The organism is uncultured Paraglaciecola sp. (genome assembly GCF_943787955.1).
Classification (GTDB): domain Bacteria; phylum Pseudomonadota; class Gammaproteobacteria; order Enterobacterales; family Alteromonadaceae; genus Paraglaciecola.
In genome coordinates this window covers 71,290-87,392 of the sequence record NZ_CALSOK010000001.1, presented here as the reverse complement: position 1 = coordinate 87,392, position 16,103 = coordinate 71,290, and the positions used below count along the sequence as shown (strand labels likewise).

The following is a 16,103-nucleotide window of genomic DNA, read 5'->3' as shown; positions in this document are numbered from 1 at the left end:
CGTAGATAAATACCTAACATTTGACTGGTGATACAAAACCATCAGGTTTAATAGCCAATACGTCACAATTAATTTTATCTATCACATGTTCTGCGGTGTTACCTATCAGTGCCGCAGAAATCCCTTGTCGACCGACTGTTCCAAGCACCACCAACTCTGCATCTAGTTGTTTAGCGTATTTTGGTACCACGTCCTCTGGCAAGCCAATATCCACATGACAATGTGCTTTACTTATATGATGTCTATTTGCGTGAATTTGCATAGAATGCTCATGATGCTGCTTAGCCGACTCGTCATAAGCTGCAGGGTCAAATTCGGGTATTTCAATGACAATATTGGCAGGTGTGCCAGTATACGAGTTTACTAAGTGAACATTTGAAGATAATAACTTAGCAAAATGTAATGCTTGTTTAGTAATTTCTTCATTTAATGAAATGTGTTCTTTGACATTCACTCCAACGTTAATTGCAGCAATAATTTGACCTCCCAAAGGCCAGTCATGCTCTTTTACCAAGAGCACAGGAACAGGAGCTTTACGCATAATATGCCAGTCAGTAGGGGTGAAAATGACTGATTTTAATGAATCGTGTGCTTTTGTGCCTTTAACAATTAAATCGTATCCTTTAACCATGACTTCATAAATTATGCTCTCATAAGGTCGATTATGCCAAACGATCTTCACATCGATGCTCACGCCTTGAGTACTGAACTGGTCTGAGACTAAATTTACTAACCAGTCAGTTCTATCATCTATGACAGCCTGTCGCATATTTTCACGTTCGTCCATTGACAACATCGTTGTCATTTCGTAAGAAAAGTCATAGATAGTTAAGAATGCTGTAATACTGGCGCCATTAATCTTAGCTATGTCGATTGCTCTGGCCAGAGATTTTTGAGTAGGGAGTTCCGGTTCTATAACGGCTAATATCTTTTGATAATTCATACCTAACCTCTATATAAAAATAGCAAACAACAAGATTAAGCTTATGAAATTATTTAATATTATTCCAGTTAAAACATATCGAAAACGGATCTGTTTTATTGAATTGAAGCTGATATAGCTTGGAATAATTGGTTTGTAGCAAACATCATCAGTAATAAACCCATTAAAATTTTTGTTTTAGGGTTTTGAATCAGTTGTTGGATTTTATTGAACCCAGTAGCCATTAATATCATGATCGGTAAAGTGCCTAGACCAAAACCTGCCATAATAATGGCTCCTTGCAGCGCGGACCCACTTGCCAAAGACCAAGTTAGTACTGAATAAACCAATCCGCAAGGCAACCATCCCCAAATCATGCCATAGGGTAGGGCGTGTAATGGGCTTTTAAAAGGTAATAGCTTTTTAGACCAAGGGCGAATAAATTGCCAAAAATTGCGTCCAATTTTTTCAATATTACTAAGACCTTGCCACAAGCCCGCAACATAAAGGCCTAACAAAAACAGAAAAACACCGCTAACAAATTGTAAAATTACAATGCCTTGATTGATTTGTTGTGCAAACAAATACCCAGCCCAGCCAGTAATAGAGCCAGCAATGATGTAACTTATTACCCGTCCAAAATTGTATGCCAAGGTGTAAGGTAACATAGCTGAATGCTTAGGAACCGCGTAAGTAAACGCACCTACTATTCCCCCACACATACCTACGCAGTGAACCCCGCCTGCTAAACCGATTAGAAAGGCCGAAAAAAAACTTAAGTCATTTATCACTTTTTTTTGTTTCTAGCTGTGGTTTAGATGTTTTTTTAGGGAGGTCATCGTCGAACAAAATACTGCTGCCGTGACGTTCTAAATCCTCAAACTGATTAGATTTAACGGCCCAAAAAAAACACACCTATTGCGATGCTCACCAATAATATTGCAAGTGGGATCAAAACATAAATACTGCTCAAGTGTAGGCCCCTATTATTTTAGAAGTCGAGTGGAATTCACCACCACTATTAAAGAACTCAACGACATACCCAATACCGCCATCCAAGGGCTTAGTAAACCCATAACTGCCAAGGGCAATATCAATAAATTATATCCTATTGCCCAGGCTATATTTTGTTTGATTTTAGTTTTACATCTTGCAGCAATACTAAAGATTGTTTGTAACTTAGCCAATTCGTTATCAAGTAACACTATATCTGCAGAAGATTTAGCTAAATCTGAGCCTGCACCTAGAGTAATAGATACATCTGCTTGGGTTAATACTGGACCATCATTGATCCCATCACCAACCATCAACACCACGTGTTTTTTGTTCTGGGCTTCTTTAATCGTTTGTAACTTATCTTGTGGGCTTTGTTCCGCTAACCAATTATTTATTCCTAATTCTGCGGCAACGGATTTAACTATGGGTGCAATATCACCACTAATTAAATTAACATTGTAGGGTTTTAGATAATTGATTAATGCCGCACCCTGCGGCCTGAGTTTGTCGGTCAGTAAAAAACCACAAAGTAATTCATTATTTGATTGGAGAAAAACGTTACAAGCTGACATGCTTTTTGGGATCTGAATATTCATAAAAGTAGCGGCTCCTAGTTTATATAGGATCCCTTCTATTTTGCCACTGACACCTTTACCCATTTCACTTTGAAAATCACTCACTGTGAATGGTCTCTCATAGTGTCTAAATGCCTGAGCAATAGGATGAGACGAATACTGCTCTATGCTTGCCGCTATTTTAAAATAATCACTATCAGGCTGTTCACTTGGGTTAACGCACTGAGTGATTGTGAATTGCCCCTCTGTTAGGGTGCCAGTTTTATCTAAAGCAATCCAGTCCACTAATGTAATTTGCTCTAATGCATCGCCTCGCTTTAATAACACACCTTTACTGTTCAAATTAGCAATAGCACAAGATAAAGCTGAAGGTGTGGCCAGTCCTAAAGCACAGGGGCAAGTAGCGATTAATACTGCCACCATCACCCAAAGAGCCTGAGATGGGTCTATTTGTTGCCAGACGATATAACTAATACATGAAATAAGTAACACAACCCCAACAAAATATTGAGAGAACCGATCAGCTAAACTCGCGATTCTCGGCTTAGTACTCATGGCTTGAGTTTGTAATTTACTAATTTGATTAAGAGTAGAATGTTGCAAGCTTGCTGTGACTTTCACTGTCAAGGTACCTAATTGGTTTAAGCTACCTGCTAAAACTTGATCACCTGTGTATTTACTTATTAAATTAAACTCACCCGTTAACATAGCCTGATCAAGTTGTCCTTGTCCCTGGGTAATAATACCATCAACAGGAACAAGCTCACCGGCTTTAACTAAAACTAATTGATTAACCTTCAGGGACTTAGCTAACACTGAGGTTAATATTTCACCCTCTATCAAAGTAGCAGTAGTGGGCAAATACTCAAGCATATTAGCTGATGCCTGAGCCGCTTTATAACGTGCACTCTGTTCAAGATAACGACTCACTAGCAGTAAAAAAACGAACATACACAACGATTCAAAATATGTTTGACCGGTATTTTGTGCAGTAGCAAACACCCCTGATATATAAGTAATACCTAAGGCCAAAACGATAGGCACATCCATATTAAATGTGTGAGCACGTAATCCGCGAATGGCACTGGTGTAAAATTCTGAAGCTGAGTAGAGGATGACTGGAGTCGTCAATAACAGGCTGATCCAATTAAAATATTGCTTGGTTTGAAGGTCTATATGACCAAATATATCAAAAAACACACCGATGTTTAACATCATGACTTGCATCGTCATTAAGCCAGCCAGCCCCAGGCGTTTTAGAAAAGCTTTATTTTCTTGCCTGAATGTAATCTCATGTTGTTCAGGTTGAAAAGGTTTTGCGTGATAACCTATTTTTTCAATATGACTCAGGATTTGGCTAAGTTTTAGTTGCTGACTATTCCAGGTTACACTTGCTCGTCTGGCAGAAACATTCACACCGACCTTCATTATCCCATTTAATTTAGCCATTTGTTTTTCAATTAGCCAACCACATGCTGCACAATTAATACCACTAATCGTTAATTGAATTTCGCTGACATCTTCCTGACTTTCAACAAATTCTTGCAATATACTATCGTCATCAAATAATTTAAGTTTTTGTAATAACTCATTTTCGTTCTCTGATGCTTTTTCTGCAAACTCGCTTCGATAATGATAATAATCTTCCAAGCCATTGCTCACTATTGCATCTGCGACAGCGCAACATCCAAGACAACAAAAGGATTGTCGTTTTCCCAATACATCAGTGTGATAGTTATGATGAGGGTCTATATGCAAACCACAATGAAAGCACTTGAGCAGCATTGCGATTAATGTTTTAAATCGAAAGGACTGGTTTGTGGCAGTGAAACTACTTGTTGAATTTTCCAGTTTTCGTTGAATGGATGTAAACTCAATTGCCATTTACCCAAAATATCTTCTGTTAATGGCGCGCGATATACTCCATTGGCGTCACGAAACAAGGTCACTGAGAAATCCTTAAATTTTTGTGTGGAATGAAAAAAGTCTAAAGTCAGAGCTTCGCCATTTTCAGGCTCGCCGCTGATGAAAATGACTTCTACATAGTCTGAAAACACCTGAGTCTTAGTGGATATATTGAGGTTTTGAGCTTGTTGTAATTTTTGAATTTTAAGATTGATTGCTCTACCTTCTTTATAATAATCATCAATGACCATGCTGTCTTCGCCAGTAAATGCCAAATTCATCATAGTAAAGCTAAGGACCATAGATGTGAGGGGCACAATGATTAGAAACCAGGGCCAGAACTGTTTGTACCAAACTTTTTGAATATCAGATTGCATGTAAAGGAACTACTTAATGTTAAAAATATTAAAAAAGCCCCGTAAACGGGGCCTCCAGTAAATCACTTAGAAACTATTTATCCTGAGATAAACTGTATACGTATGCACTAACCAGATGGATTTTCTTTTCTCCAAGTGTCTTCTTAAATGCAGGCATGACTCCGTTACGACCATACCTAAGGGTTTCAGTGATCGACTTATCAGTGCCACCATATAACCAAATTTGGTCGGTTAAATTTGGTGCACCAATTAACTGATTACCTTTACCATCTTGACCGTGACAAGCTGCACATACAGTAAATCTTGCTTGGCCTGCATCTACCATGGTTTGTTTTAAATCAGACCTATTACTTAAACTTAGAACGTAAGCCACTAGTTCTTCGATACCATCCTCACCGTGTGCAACTAATTGGGCGGGCATCATGGCTTTACGACCGTTAATTAAGGTTTCAGTTATTTTTTCAGGTGACCCACCATATAACCAATCATCGTCAGTTAAATTTGGAAAGCCTCTTTGACCCCGGGCATCAGAGCCGTGACATTGTGAACAATTCTGACTATACAACCGTTGGCCAATTTTAAGTGCTTCTGTATCTTTCGCTAACTCAGTAATAGGTTGTTTGTAATAAGCTTCAAAGATAGGGGCAAAAAGTTCATTAGCAAATTCCACTTCTCTATCATATTGATTTATCACTCCATTGGTCTTATTGGCTTCAATGGCTGCTCTAGACTCTGCTAATGATTGAATGTTTTGGTTAGAACTTTGCCAGTTGATCAGCCCTTTATAATTGCCTAAGCCAGGATATAAAGCTAAATAAATAAGTGCCCAAACGATACAAATATAAAATAAAATCGTCCACCATCTAGGTAGCTGGTTATTGAGTTCGATGATGCCATCGAACTCATGGTGCATATCTTCACCTTCTGCGATACCTGTTTTATTGGATAAACACCAACGAAGCAATAAAAAACAACCTAATATTGACCCCAATGTAATCACAGTGATCCAGATACTCCAAAAACTACTCATCTACTTTAGACTCCCGTTTTTCTTGTTTTGGCTCATCATCAAAAATAAGCATTTCGGCCTCGTCAAAATTTGCTTTTGACTTTTTACTATAGGCCCACCAAACAATTCCAATAAAACACACGAACACTAATACAGTGTAAATACTGCCACTTATTGCATAATCCATGTTATTTCAATGCCGTGCCGAGTGACTGTAAATAAGCGATAAGTGCCACCATTTCAGTTTTACCTTGAACCGCTTCTTTAGCGCCAGCAATATCTTCATCGGTATAAGGGACACCAAAATCTTTAAATACTGATAATTTTTTTGCTGTTAACTCCCCGTCTAGAGTATTTTCCATCAACCAAGGGAAACCAGGCATATTGGATTCTGGTACTAAGTCTCTAGCATTAATCAGATGAATTCTGTGCCAATCATCACTGTATCTACCGCCAACACGCGCTAAATCTGGCCCTGTTCGTTTTGATCCCCATAAAAATGGGTGTTCCCAGACTGACTCTCCAGCTACTGAATAATGACCATATCGCTCTGTTTCAGAACGAAAAGGTCGTATCATTTGACTGTGGCAACCCACACAGCCTTCACGGATATAGATATCTCGGCCTTCCATTTGTAACGCGGTGTAAGGTGTCAAACCATCCACAGGCTCCATCAGTTGTTGTTGGTACATAAGAGGTGTAATTTGCGCCATACCACCCAAACTAATAGCAATCAGTATAAGAATGGCCAATAGGCCTACATTTTTTTCAATTAACGCATGTGCATTTTTCATAATCTGACCTCCTTAAGCCGGTTGTATTTCTGGTTCAATTGCCTTTTCTTCACTCTCACTTTTAATGGTTCTGTAAACGTTGTAAGCCATGATTAACATGCCCACCACAACTAAAACTCCCCCAATAAAGCGAACAAGATAAAATGGTTTGGAAGCTTCAAGTGATTCAACAAAACTATAAGTGAGAGTTCCGTCGGCATTTATTGCACGCCACATCAAACCTTGTAAGACACCTGACATCCACATGGCGACTATGTATAACACCACGCCAACTGTGGCCAACCAAAAGTGTACGTTGATTAACCTAATACTGTACATTCTAGGCTTATCAAATAAGACTGGAATAAGGTGATAAATAGAACCAATAGATACCATAGCAACCCAACCTAAGGCACCAGAATGCACATGACCAATAGTCCAGTCAGTATAATGTGATAATGCATTTACAGTTTTGATTGCCATCATGGGTCCTTCAAATGTCGACATGCCGTAGAAGGACAATGAAACAACAAGGAAGCGTAATACAGGATCAGTACGCAATTTATGCCATGCACCAGATAACGTCATGATACCGTTTATCATGCCGCCCCAAGAAGGTACAAATAAAATAATAGACATGGCCATTCCTAAAGACTGAGTCCAGTCGGGTAGAGCCGTATAATGTAAATGGTGTGGACCGGCCCAAATATATAGAGATATCAGCGCCCAAAAATGTACTACTGACAGACGGTACGAATAAACAGGACGCCCGGCTTGTTTAGGTACAAAGTAATACATCATGCCCAGGAAGCCAGCTGTAAGGAAAAAGCCAACCGCATTGTGCCCATACCACCACTGGATCATCGCATCTACTGCACCAGCATAAATAGAGTAAGATTTGGTCAAAGAAACAGGTATAGCCATACTATTGGCGATATGCAGAACCGCAACAGTTAACATAAATGCACCAAAAAACCAGTTAGCTACATATATATGGGAAACTTTTCTGATGACCATAGTACCGAAAAAATTGATCACGTAGGATAACCAAACTATGGTGATTAATATATCGATAGGCCATTCCAGTTCACCGTATTCTTTTGAACTGGTTAGTCCCATCGGAAGAGTGATTACAGCTAGAACAATAACAAGCTGCCAGCCCCAAAAAGTAAATGATGCTAATTTGTCGCTGAATAGCCTCACGTTGGATGTTCGCTGAACTACATACAAAGAAGTAGCAAATAAGGCACATCCGCCAAAAGCAAAAATAACCGAGTTGGTATGCAGGGGTCTTAGCCTAGAGAAAGTTAACCATGGCGTGTCAAAGTTTAACGCTGGCCAATATAGCTGAGCGGCAATTAAGACCCCTAAAGCCATACCAATAATTCCCCATACTACGGTCATCACCGCAAATTGCCGAACTACTTTATAGTTGTATTCGGGATGTGCTTGAATAGCTACACTCATTTAATGAATCTTCCACTCTTGTTAACGATAAATTTACAGGCTTATTACAAATAAAAAACAAGCATCTATTGTTTTTTATTATTATTATAAGATATTGATATTAATACAAATAAAATACAAAATCTTGATTTATTTAAGTTATATGTTTAAAAATAAAGATAAAAACATACTTGTTAATTTCTTTTTTTTTTATCACACTTATTCAGTGTTTAATCTAACTACTGAGTAAATGTGATACCTACTTTTTTTTCCAGAATATTGCTTCCTTTGCTGGTTTTCGCAGCTGCTGTCGGTATTTATTTAAATTATATCGATTTCCCTTTAAAAAATTCGGTAAAACAGTGCAACATTGATCTAACGCAAGAATGTATAGTGTTTGATCAGGGCCAACAAATTTCAGTTCAATTCCTGCAAGAGATTGAAGTAGAGGAGGAAATATCACTCACTATCACTACAACAACTGATACGAAGATCAAAAAAATGTGGGTGCAAGGTGTCAATATGTATATGGGGAAAAATGCTGTTCTTGTTGACTCTATGTACGCAAAGGAAATGAAAAAGGTTTACAACGCGCATTTATTTTTAGGCTCTTGCAGCGAACCAGAAATGAGATGGCAGTTAATTGTCCAGACAACAGATAATAATGAATTAGAGCAATCTTGGTTTTTTAATTTTTCTACAGACAGAAACAAAAAAAACTGATTAAGCACACGCTCATCCAGCTTATTTAAACCTAATTTTAGTTACATCTGTGATTGCAAGTAATTAGATAAGCCTAAACGTTTTATCAAGCCTATCTGTTGTTCAAGCCAGTGAGCATGATCCATTTCAGTGTCATCTAATAATATCAACAATATGTCTCTAGTGACATAATCCTGCTCCGTCTCACAAATGCTAATGGTATCTTTCAAGGCTTGTGCAACAGCATACTCAACACGCAAATCACTTTCTAACATCGAAGGAACATCTGTCCCTATCATCAGTCCCTCACGATTGACCATATTAGGCAAACCTTCTAAAAACAGCATACGCTCTATTAATTTTGTAGCGTGGCCCTTTTCATCATCAAATTCATGGGATATACGTTCGTATAACTTACTTAGACCCCAGTCTTGGTACATTTGAGAATGAATAAAGTATTGATCCATTGCTGCTAACTCAAAGGCGAGTAGGGTATTTAGTTGATCTATTATGACTTTTTTACCTTGCATGTTAGTTCTCCTCAACTTGGCTTTGTAAATAATTTTCTAGCCCTAAATGCCTAATTTGATATTGTTGGGTTTCAATCCAATCAATATAGTCTTCCTCGTAGCTTAAAATCGACTCAAGTAAATCACGCGATACAAAGTCTTGTAATCCTTCACATACACTGATGGATTTTTTTAATAAAGGTATTTGTAAGTTTTGAAAAGCCATATCGCAGGTCAACATTTCGACAGTTTCTTCACCTATCATTAATTTACCCAACATTTGTAAGTTAGGTAACCCCTCAAGAAATAAAATACGTTCTATTAACTGGTCGGCTTGCTTCATGTCTTTAATTGATTTTTTATAAGCTGCGTTATTTAGTTTTTTTAATCCCCAGTTATTAAACATGCGAGCATGTAAAAAATACTGATTGATAGAGGTGAGTTCGAAGGTAAGTATTTCACTTAACACCACTAATACTTCTTTATCGCCTTTCATTATAAGTAATCCGTTTGTAATAACTAATAAAGAGAATTATAGTAGTAAGTGTTATGAAAAACCACTAGTTAATAAAAAATAATCATATAAAACAGTGTGATACATAATGCTAACGATTGTCGTTTAAGTTATTATTGAGGTTTAAAGTATTGTGGTAAAAGTTGCAAACTTTCCTCAGCAAAACCTGTTCCTGCTTCTGTGAAAAAGTTAAAAACTTTGTCTGAGCCTGCATCTATAAGCGGTTGTATTTCATCTTCATAACGAGCAATTGAGGCTATTTTCCCTGCATAATTAGCATGTTGAAGTTGTTCAGTTATATTGCAAATATCTTCTATAGAAGGTAACGCTAATAAAATTAACTGTATTTGGGTTAAATCCATATTCTCCCATAAATCAACGTCCTCACCGTCTCCCACCATAGCCTGATAGCCTACGTTTTTCAGGTGTTTTATTCGAATAGGGTCAGCGTCCATTCCCCACACTTTATTACCCACTAAGTTGTTTAAGGATAAATAAGCACCTTTGCCAACCCTTCCAAGACCAATCACGATAATTTCTGCCCTAACCGGTTGTACGTAGACATCCTCAGGTAGTCTGTGTGGGCTCTCAAAAGACTTAAGACGATCTTTAAATTTGGTGTATTGGTTATGTGAGGTTTTGTAAACTAAGCCGGTTAATACAAATGAGAACGATACAGACAGCGCTAAAACCACTAACCACTCAGCACTTAACCAGCCTAAACTTACCAATAATGCTACTACAATGAGACCAAATTCACTGTAGTTTGATAACACCAGACTCGCCAAATAACTGGTGCGAGCTCTTAATTTGAAAAAAGTAAATAACGAAAAGAATAAGACAAATTTAATTGGGATAAATAGGCAAAGTATTATGGCGGTAAATATTAAATCTAGGGTTGGAAGCGCACTAAAACCAATGGTTAGAAAAAAGCCAACTAAGAACATATCTTTAAAATTCATGAGAGCTTTTGACATTTCTACCGATTTCACATGTGTCGCAATAAACATTCCGATAATTAAGGCACCTAAATCGCCTTTAATTCCTAAAGCTTCAAAAAGTTCATAACCACCTAAAGCGAACATAAATCCTGACAATATGAGTAATTCGCCATGACCTACACGAACTAAAATCATGGACCATATTGGTTTCGTGAAAAATAAAAGTAATAATAATAATGCCCAAATAGAAGGCACTTTCCCCGTAGCTATAACCAAAAAAAGCACCGCTACAATGTCCTGTATAATCAACACCCCAATTGCTAACTTGCCATGGCGAGTTTTTATTTCTCCACTTTCCTCGAGAATTTTAACGATGCAAACGGTGCTACTAAAACTTAATGAAAATGCGATTAGGGCTTGTGTTGATCCGTCTAAGTTAGTAAAAGCCGCTAAACCAAGCCAAGACACTAAAAATAATAGGAGGTTGATTAATGTTACCCATATAACTGAGTGGAAAACACTGCCTAACCAGACTTCTTTTTTATACAAATCACCTACATTAAGTTTTAAGCCAATGGTAAATAACATCAATGTTATTCCCAAATTTGCAATTGTCTGCAAGGCATCTGTTGAATGGAAACCGAGGTAATTTAAAGTAAAGCCAGCAATTAAATAACCAATCAATGGTGGTAACCCAACTAATTTCAGAGCTAAACCACAGATAAATGCGAGGAGAATAAATGCGAATTCCATGTGAACTCTATATCAATAGTGAAGGGGCTATTATGGTAACGATTTTATTTAAGAAAGCTAGTTAGACAATGCAAATGCAAGGGTTTAAGTGATAATCAATTAACTTTTGAGAAGGTTTATTTATCAATCGAATAAACTAAGCATTAACTTACCATTCGTTGACAAGAATCAATATCTCCTCGAGCAAATTCTGCACTATTAACCTCTAAAATTGTATTCAACATTAGTTATTAATATTCATTATCAGTCATTAACAAAAACTTTTTGCTTATTGTCGCATCACCTTGGATTTAATATTTAGGTGCAACTTTTAAAAAGGGACATTAATGTAATTAATATATTAAAGACCTCAGCAATATAACAATTGTAATAAAAATTAATAATTCAGAGCCAACTATCATTGTCGACTCAACAGGAATCAAAAAATGAGAATTGATAAATTTACCAGTAAATTGCAGTTAGCTTTGTCAGATGCGCAGAGCTTAGCATTGGGTAATGACAATCCAACAATTGAACCGGTACACTTATTGTTTGCCTTGCTCAATCAAGATGACGGCACTGCAAGGCCTTTGTTACATAAAGCAGATGTTGATATTAACAAACTGAGATCACAACTAGGCGAATCTTTAGAGCGCATCGCTAAGGTAGAAGACAGTAACGGAGATATTCACGTATCTAATGAACTGTCTAGATTGTTTAATCAAACGGACAAGTTAGCGCAGAAGCGTGGTGATAAATTCATTTCTAGTGACGTGTTTTTACTTGCTTGTACAGAAGACAAAGGGCAAGTCGGTAAGTTGATGCAAGAAGCTGGTGCCACTACAACCCTCATCAACAAGGCGATAGAAGATGCGACAGGTGGACAGCCTATTAATGATGTTAACGCCGAAGAACAACGTGATGCCTTAGATAAATATAGTATCGATGTTACAGAGCGAGCCGAGCAAGGCAAACTTGATCCCGTTATTGGTCGTGATGATGAGATCAGGCGTGTTATTCAAGTCTTGCAGCGTCGCTCAAAAAACAACCCCGTTTTGATTGGCGAGCCAGGGGTTGGAAAAACGGCCATCGTTGAAGGTTTAGCCCAACGTATTGTTAATGGAGAAGTACCTGAAGGTTTAAAAGGACGAAAATTATTATCTCTGGATATGGCTGCCCTGATTGCAGGTGCCAAATATAGAGGGGAGTTTGAAGAGCGTCTCAAAGCTGTTTTAAATGATGTGGCTAAACAAGAAGGCAACGTCATTTTATTTATCGACGAGATCCACACTATTGTCGGAGCAGGAAAGAGTGAGGGGGCCATGGACGCAGGCAATATGCTTAAACCTGCATTAGCAAGAGGTGAGCTTCACTGCGTGGGAGCAACAACTCTTGATGAGTACAGAAAATACATTGAAAAGGACACGGCTCTTGAGCGTCGTTTTCAGAAAGTCTTAGTTGAAGAACCTTCAGTCGAAGATACGATCGCTATTTTACGAGGTTTAAAGGAGAGGTATGAGGTGCATCATGGTGTCGCGATCAACGACTCCGCTATTGTAGCGGCTACGATGTTGTCACAGCGGTATATCACTGATCGCCAATTACCAGATAAAGCCATTGACCTAATTGATGAAGCTGGATCACGAATTAGAATGGAAATTGATTCGATGCCAGAAGTAATGGATAAGCTAGACAGACGGTTAATTCAATTAAAAATTGAACGTGAAGCACTGAAAAAAGAAACGGATGACGCGTCTAAAAAAAGATTAGACAACCTTGATGAAGAGGTAAACAGTGTAGAGTTGGAATTTGCTGATCTAAGAGAAACTTGGACGTCTGAAAAAGCGTACGTGCAAGGTGAAACACAAGTTAAGGAAGAACTTGAGCAAGCCAGAAGGGAACTTGAGGCTGCAGGAAGGGCAAGTGATCTAACCCGAATGTCTGAAATTCAATATGGAAGAATACCGGAGTTAAAAGCGAAATTAGTTGTTGCTAGTCAGAACCAAACCCAAGAGTTGACGTTACTCAGAAATAAAGTGACAGACGAAGAAATAGCGGAAGTTGTCTCGAAGTGGACAGGTATACCTGTATCAAAAATGCTGTCTGGAGAGCGTGAAAAATTGCTAAAAATGGAAGAAGCGCTTCATAGCCGAGTCATTGGACAAGAGGAGGCGATAACGGCAGTTTCAGATTCTATAAGAAGTTCAAGAGCAGGGCTGGCTGATCCACAAAGGCCAAATGGCTCCTTCTTATTTTTAGGACCAACAGGGGTTGGTAAGACTGAATTAACCAAGGCACTTGCTGAATTTTTGTTTGATACTGAGGATTCTATCGTTCGTATCGATATGTCTGAATTTATGGAAAAACATTCTGTTGCTAGGCTGGTTGGAGCACCTCCCGGATATGTCGGTTATGAAGAAGGTGGTTATCTCACTGAAGCTGTTAGACGCCGGCCTTACGCAGTTGTATTGTTAGACGAAGTCGAAAAAGCCCACCCTGATGTATTTAATATCTTGCTTCAGGTTCTTGATGATGGACGTCTGACTGATGGACAAGGACGCACGGTAGATTTTCGAAACACAGTAATAGTGATGACTTCAAATCTTGGAAGTGATTTAATTCTAGATGTTGCAGGTGAAGAAAATTATGAAGAGATAAAAACTAGAGTGTTGGAAGTAGTAGGCCAACATTTTAGACCTGAGTTTATCAATAGATTAGATGAAATGGTTGTGTTTCATCCACTCAAACAAGACCAAGTGAGACAGATAGCAAAAATACAATTAAACTATTTACATATACGCTTGGCGGAAAAGGACTTGTCATTAAATGTTTCAGAAGACGTCGTTGATGTAATTGCTGCCAAAGGTTTTGATCCAGTCTACGGAGCGAGACCCTTAAAAAGGGTCATTAAAAATAAAATTGAAAAAGAGTTAGCAAAACGCATACTTGGAGGTGAATTTAGCCCAGGGGATACCATAAACGTTGAGATGGAGGATAATATTATGACGTTCTCTAAAACAATAGCAGCTGACCTAATATAATACTTGGCGTATCGCTTACACCAATCAAAAGGAGCGCTATAAAGCCTGGTATTTGGGAATCGTGAAGGGTGAGCTATCGTCTAGTGCCGCCTGCATGTTTTTACTAGATGGTATTGGGATGGTATTGGGATGGTGCTTATTGCTAGGCCGTTGGTCAATGCTTTCAACAATGGTGTTGTCGGTCTAGTGAAAACAAGTGGCGCCGTAAATTACCTGGCCATCATCTATTACCAAAGACAAGCTGGAAAAACTTCTTCAGGCATTTATGGATGGTAGGGCAAAGCTTGTTATTCAATATGGTAATAATGAACCAAAATCTGGTACCAACGTCCAGGATGGGTAGACGCAGACCTTTTTAATTACACATTGGTGTAATTTTATTTAGTTACTTTATTATCGAGCCTGTAACAGATTCTGTGTAACTGCCATTATTTAAGATGTTTCTCGAGGCGGTCCCCGAACTCGATAATAAAGCGAACCATCGCCTGTCGCCAGTTATGAATTGGCATAGACCATTTTTTTGATGCTTCGGTAATAGCTAAGTACACCATTTTCTTAGCTGAATCGTCGCTTGGAAATATCTTTCGTTTCTTAAGTGCCTTACGGATAACGCTGTTGAGAGACTCAATCGCGTTGGTCGTATATATCGCTTTTCGGATGTCCGCAGGATAATTAAAGATAGTATTTAAGTTCTGCCAGTGTGCTCGCCATGACTTACTAATTTGCGGATATTGCTCGTCCCAGGTGTCGCTAAAACGCTCGAGTTCAAGCAAGGCTTCTTCCTCTGTACTTGAACGATACACACTCTTTAAATCAGTAGTAACAGCCTTGTAGTCTTTCCAAGAAACGTATTTAAGTGAGTTACGCACCATGTGCACGATACAAAGCTGAACATGGGTTTGTGGAAACACTGCGTTAATCGCATCAGGGAAGCCTTTGAGGCCATCTACACAGGCAATTAGGATATCTTCTACACCACGATGTTGCAGCTCAGTCAGCACACTCAACCAGAACTTAGCGCCTTCGTTCTCGGCTACCCACATGCCCATTAGCTCTTTGTGGCCTTCGGTATTAATACCAAGCGCAAGGAAGATGGATTTATTGATAACACGTTTATCTTGGCGAATTTTCACCACAAGACAATCGAGATAAATAATCGGATAAATGGGGTCGAGCGGTCGTGATTGCCATTCAACGACTTTGTCGATGACGGCGTTAGTCACTCTCGATATAAGCGTGGGTGAGATGTCTGCCCCGTACCATTCATCAAAGGCTTGAACGATTTCCCTTGTACTCATGCCTTGAGCATACAGCCAAAGAATTTTCTCATCCATGGACGTAAATCGAGACTGATTTTTTTTGACCAACTTAGGCTCAAAAGAGCCATCACGATCACGTGGTGTGTCGAGGTCGAACTCACCATCTTCCGTTTTTATACGCTTAGAGGTCATGCCATTACGACTATTTTTGACTACTGATTTAGCATGTTTCTCGTAGCCTAAATGCTCATCCATCTCAGCGTTTAATGCAGCTTCAACGGTTATTTTCTTCAGCATTCGACTGAAATCATTCAGGTCTTCTGGGGTTTTAATGCCTTTGGCCGCTTCTTTAGCGAAAGCTTCAAGTTCTTTTCTGTTCATTTGCATCTGCCTATCCTTAAC

Annotated in this window: 14 protein-coding genes and 1 pseudogene; 2 read left to right on the top strand and 13 right to left on the bottom strand. The window is 38.6% G+C overall.

Translation table 11 applies throughout. From position 1 onward, the window contains the following. Positions 1-13 precede the first annotated feature (13 nt). The 9 genes and pseudogenes from uspE to ccoN form a co-directional block, all read right to left on the bottom strand. Entirely contained in the window at positions 14-943 is a 930-nt protein-coding gene (uspE, locus tag Q0Y52_RS00405) for a universal stress protein UspE (RefSeq protein WP_297816519.1), read from the bottom strand. 95 nt (positions 944-1,038) lie between these two features. Continuing rightward, a complete protein-coding gene (locus Q0Y52_RS00400) occupies positions 1,039-1,710 on the bottom strand; it encodes a sulfite exporter TauE/SafE family protein (protein WP_297816690.1) in 672 nt (223 codons plus the stop codon). Further along, positions 1,703-1,895 (bottom strand): annotated as a pseudogene (ccoS, locus tag Q0Y52_RS00395) (cbb3-type cytochrome oxidase assembly protein CcoS). The gene Q0Y52_RS00400 and the pseudogene ccoS overlap by 8 nt, the downstream one beginning before the upstream one ends. A 13-nt stretch (positions 1,896-1,908) precedes the next feature. Continuing rightward, a complete protein-coding gene (locus tag Q0Y52_RS00390; protein ID WP_297816516.1) occupies positions 1,909-4,278 on the bottom strand; it encodes a heavy metal translocating P-type ATPase in 2,370 nt (789 codons plus the stop codon). A gap of 5 nt (positions 4,279-4,283) precedes the next feature. Then, on the bottom strand, positions 4,284-4,775 hold the full coding sequence (locus tag Q0Y52_RS00385) for a FixH family protein (protein WP_297816513.1): 492 nt from the start codon (positions 4,773-4,775) through the stop codon (positions 4,284-4,286). Positions 4,776-4,848: 73 nt separating this feature from the next. Then, positions 4,849-5,805 carry a cytochrome-c oxidase, cbb3-type subunit III gene (gene ccoP, locus Q0Y52_RS00380; protein ID WP_297816510.1) on the bottom strand — a complete coding sequence of 319 codons (957 nt, stop codon included), beginning with the start codon at positions 5,803-5,805 and terminating at the stop codon, positions 4,849-4,851. Further along, positions 5,798-5,971 (bottom strand): CcoQ/FixQ family Cbb3-type cytochrome c oxidase assembly chaperone, encoded by a 174-nt coding sequence (locus Q0Y52_RS00375; RefSeq protein ID WP_297816507.1) that lies wholly within the window; start codon positions 5,969-5,971, stop codon positions 5,798-5,800. The genes ccoP and Q0Y52_RS00375 overlap by 8 nt, the downstream gene beginning before the upstream one ends. Before the next feature lies 1 nt (position 5,972). Next, on the bottom strand, positions 5,973-6,578 hold the full coding sequence (ccoO, locus tag Q0Y52_RS00370; RefSeq protein ID WP_297816504.1) for a cytochrome-c oxidase, cbb3-type subunit II: 606 nt from the start codon (positions 6,576-6,578) through the stop codon (positions 5,973-5,975). A gap of 12 nt (positions 6,579-6,590) precedes the next feature. Then, on the bottom strand, positions 6,591-8,024 hold the full coding sequence (gene ccoN, locus Q0Y52_RS00365; RefSeq protein WP_297816501.1) for a cytochrome-c oxidase, cbb3-type subunit I: 1,434 nt from the start codon (positions 8,022-8,024) through the stop codon (positions 6,591-6,593). A 231-nt stretch (positions 8,025-8,255) separates the two neighbouring features. On the opposite strand from ccoN, the gene Q0Y52_RS00360 reads away from it, so the two are divergent. After that, positions 8,256-8,726 carry a hypothetical protein gene (locus tag Q0Y52_RS00360; RefSeq protein ID WP_297816496.1) on the top strand — a complete coding sequence of 157 codons (471 nt, stop codon included), beginning with the start codon at positions 8,256-8,258 and terminating at the stop codon, positions 8,724-8,726. Between the two features lie 41 nt (positions 8,727-8,767). On the opposite strand, the gene bfr (Q0Y52_RS00355) is transcribed toward Q0Y52_RS00360, so the two are convergent. From bfr (Q0Y52_RS00355) to Q0Y52_RS00345, 3 genes are all read right to left on the bottom strand, one after another. Further along, entirely contained in the window at positions 8,768-9,235 is a 468-nt protein-coding gene (gene bfr / locus Q0Y52_RS00355; protein WP_297816493.1) for a bacterioferritin, read from the bottom strand. A gap of 1 nt (position 9,236) precedes the next feature. Beyond that, the gene (gene bfr / locus Q0Y52_RS00350) at positions 9,237-9,710 is read right to left on the bottom strand and encodes a bacterioferritin (RefSeq protein ID WP_297816490.1); all 474 of its coding nucleotides are present in this window, start codon (positions 9,708-9,710) and stop codon (positions 9,237-9,239) included. Positions 9,711-9,841: 131 nt separating this feature from the next. Then, positions 9,842-11,422 carry a cation:proton antiporter family protein gene (locus Q0Y52_RS00345; RefSeq protein ID WP_297816487.1) on the bottom strand — a complete coding sequence of 527 codons (1,581 nt, stop codon included), beginning with the start codon at positions 11,420-11,422 and terminating at the stop codon, positions 9,842-9,844. Positions 11,423-11,847: 425 nt separating this feature from the next. Here Q0Y52_RS00345 and clpB point away from each other — a divergent pair, with 425 nt between their 5' ends. Continuing rightward, entirely contained in the window at positions 11,848-14,442 is a 2,595-nt protein-coding gene (gene clpB / locus Q0Y52_RS00340) for an ATP-dependent chaperone ClpB (RefSeq protein WP_297816484.1), read from the top strand. A gap of 428 nt (positions 14,443-14,870) precedes the next feature. On the opposite strand, the gene Q0Y52_RS00335 is transcribed toward clpB, so the two are convergent. Next, a complete protein-coding gene (locus Q0Y52_RS00335; protein ID WP_297816481.1) occupies positions 14,871-16,082 on the bottom strand; it encodes an IS256 family transposase in 1,212 nt (403 codons plus the stop codon). Positions 16,083-16,103 lie beyond the last annotated feature (21 nt).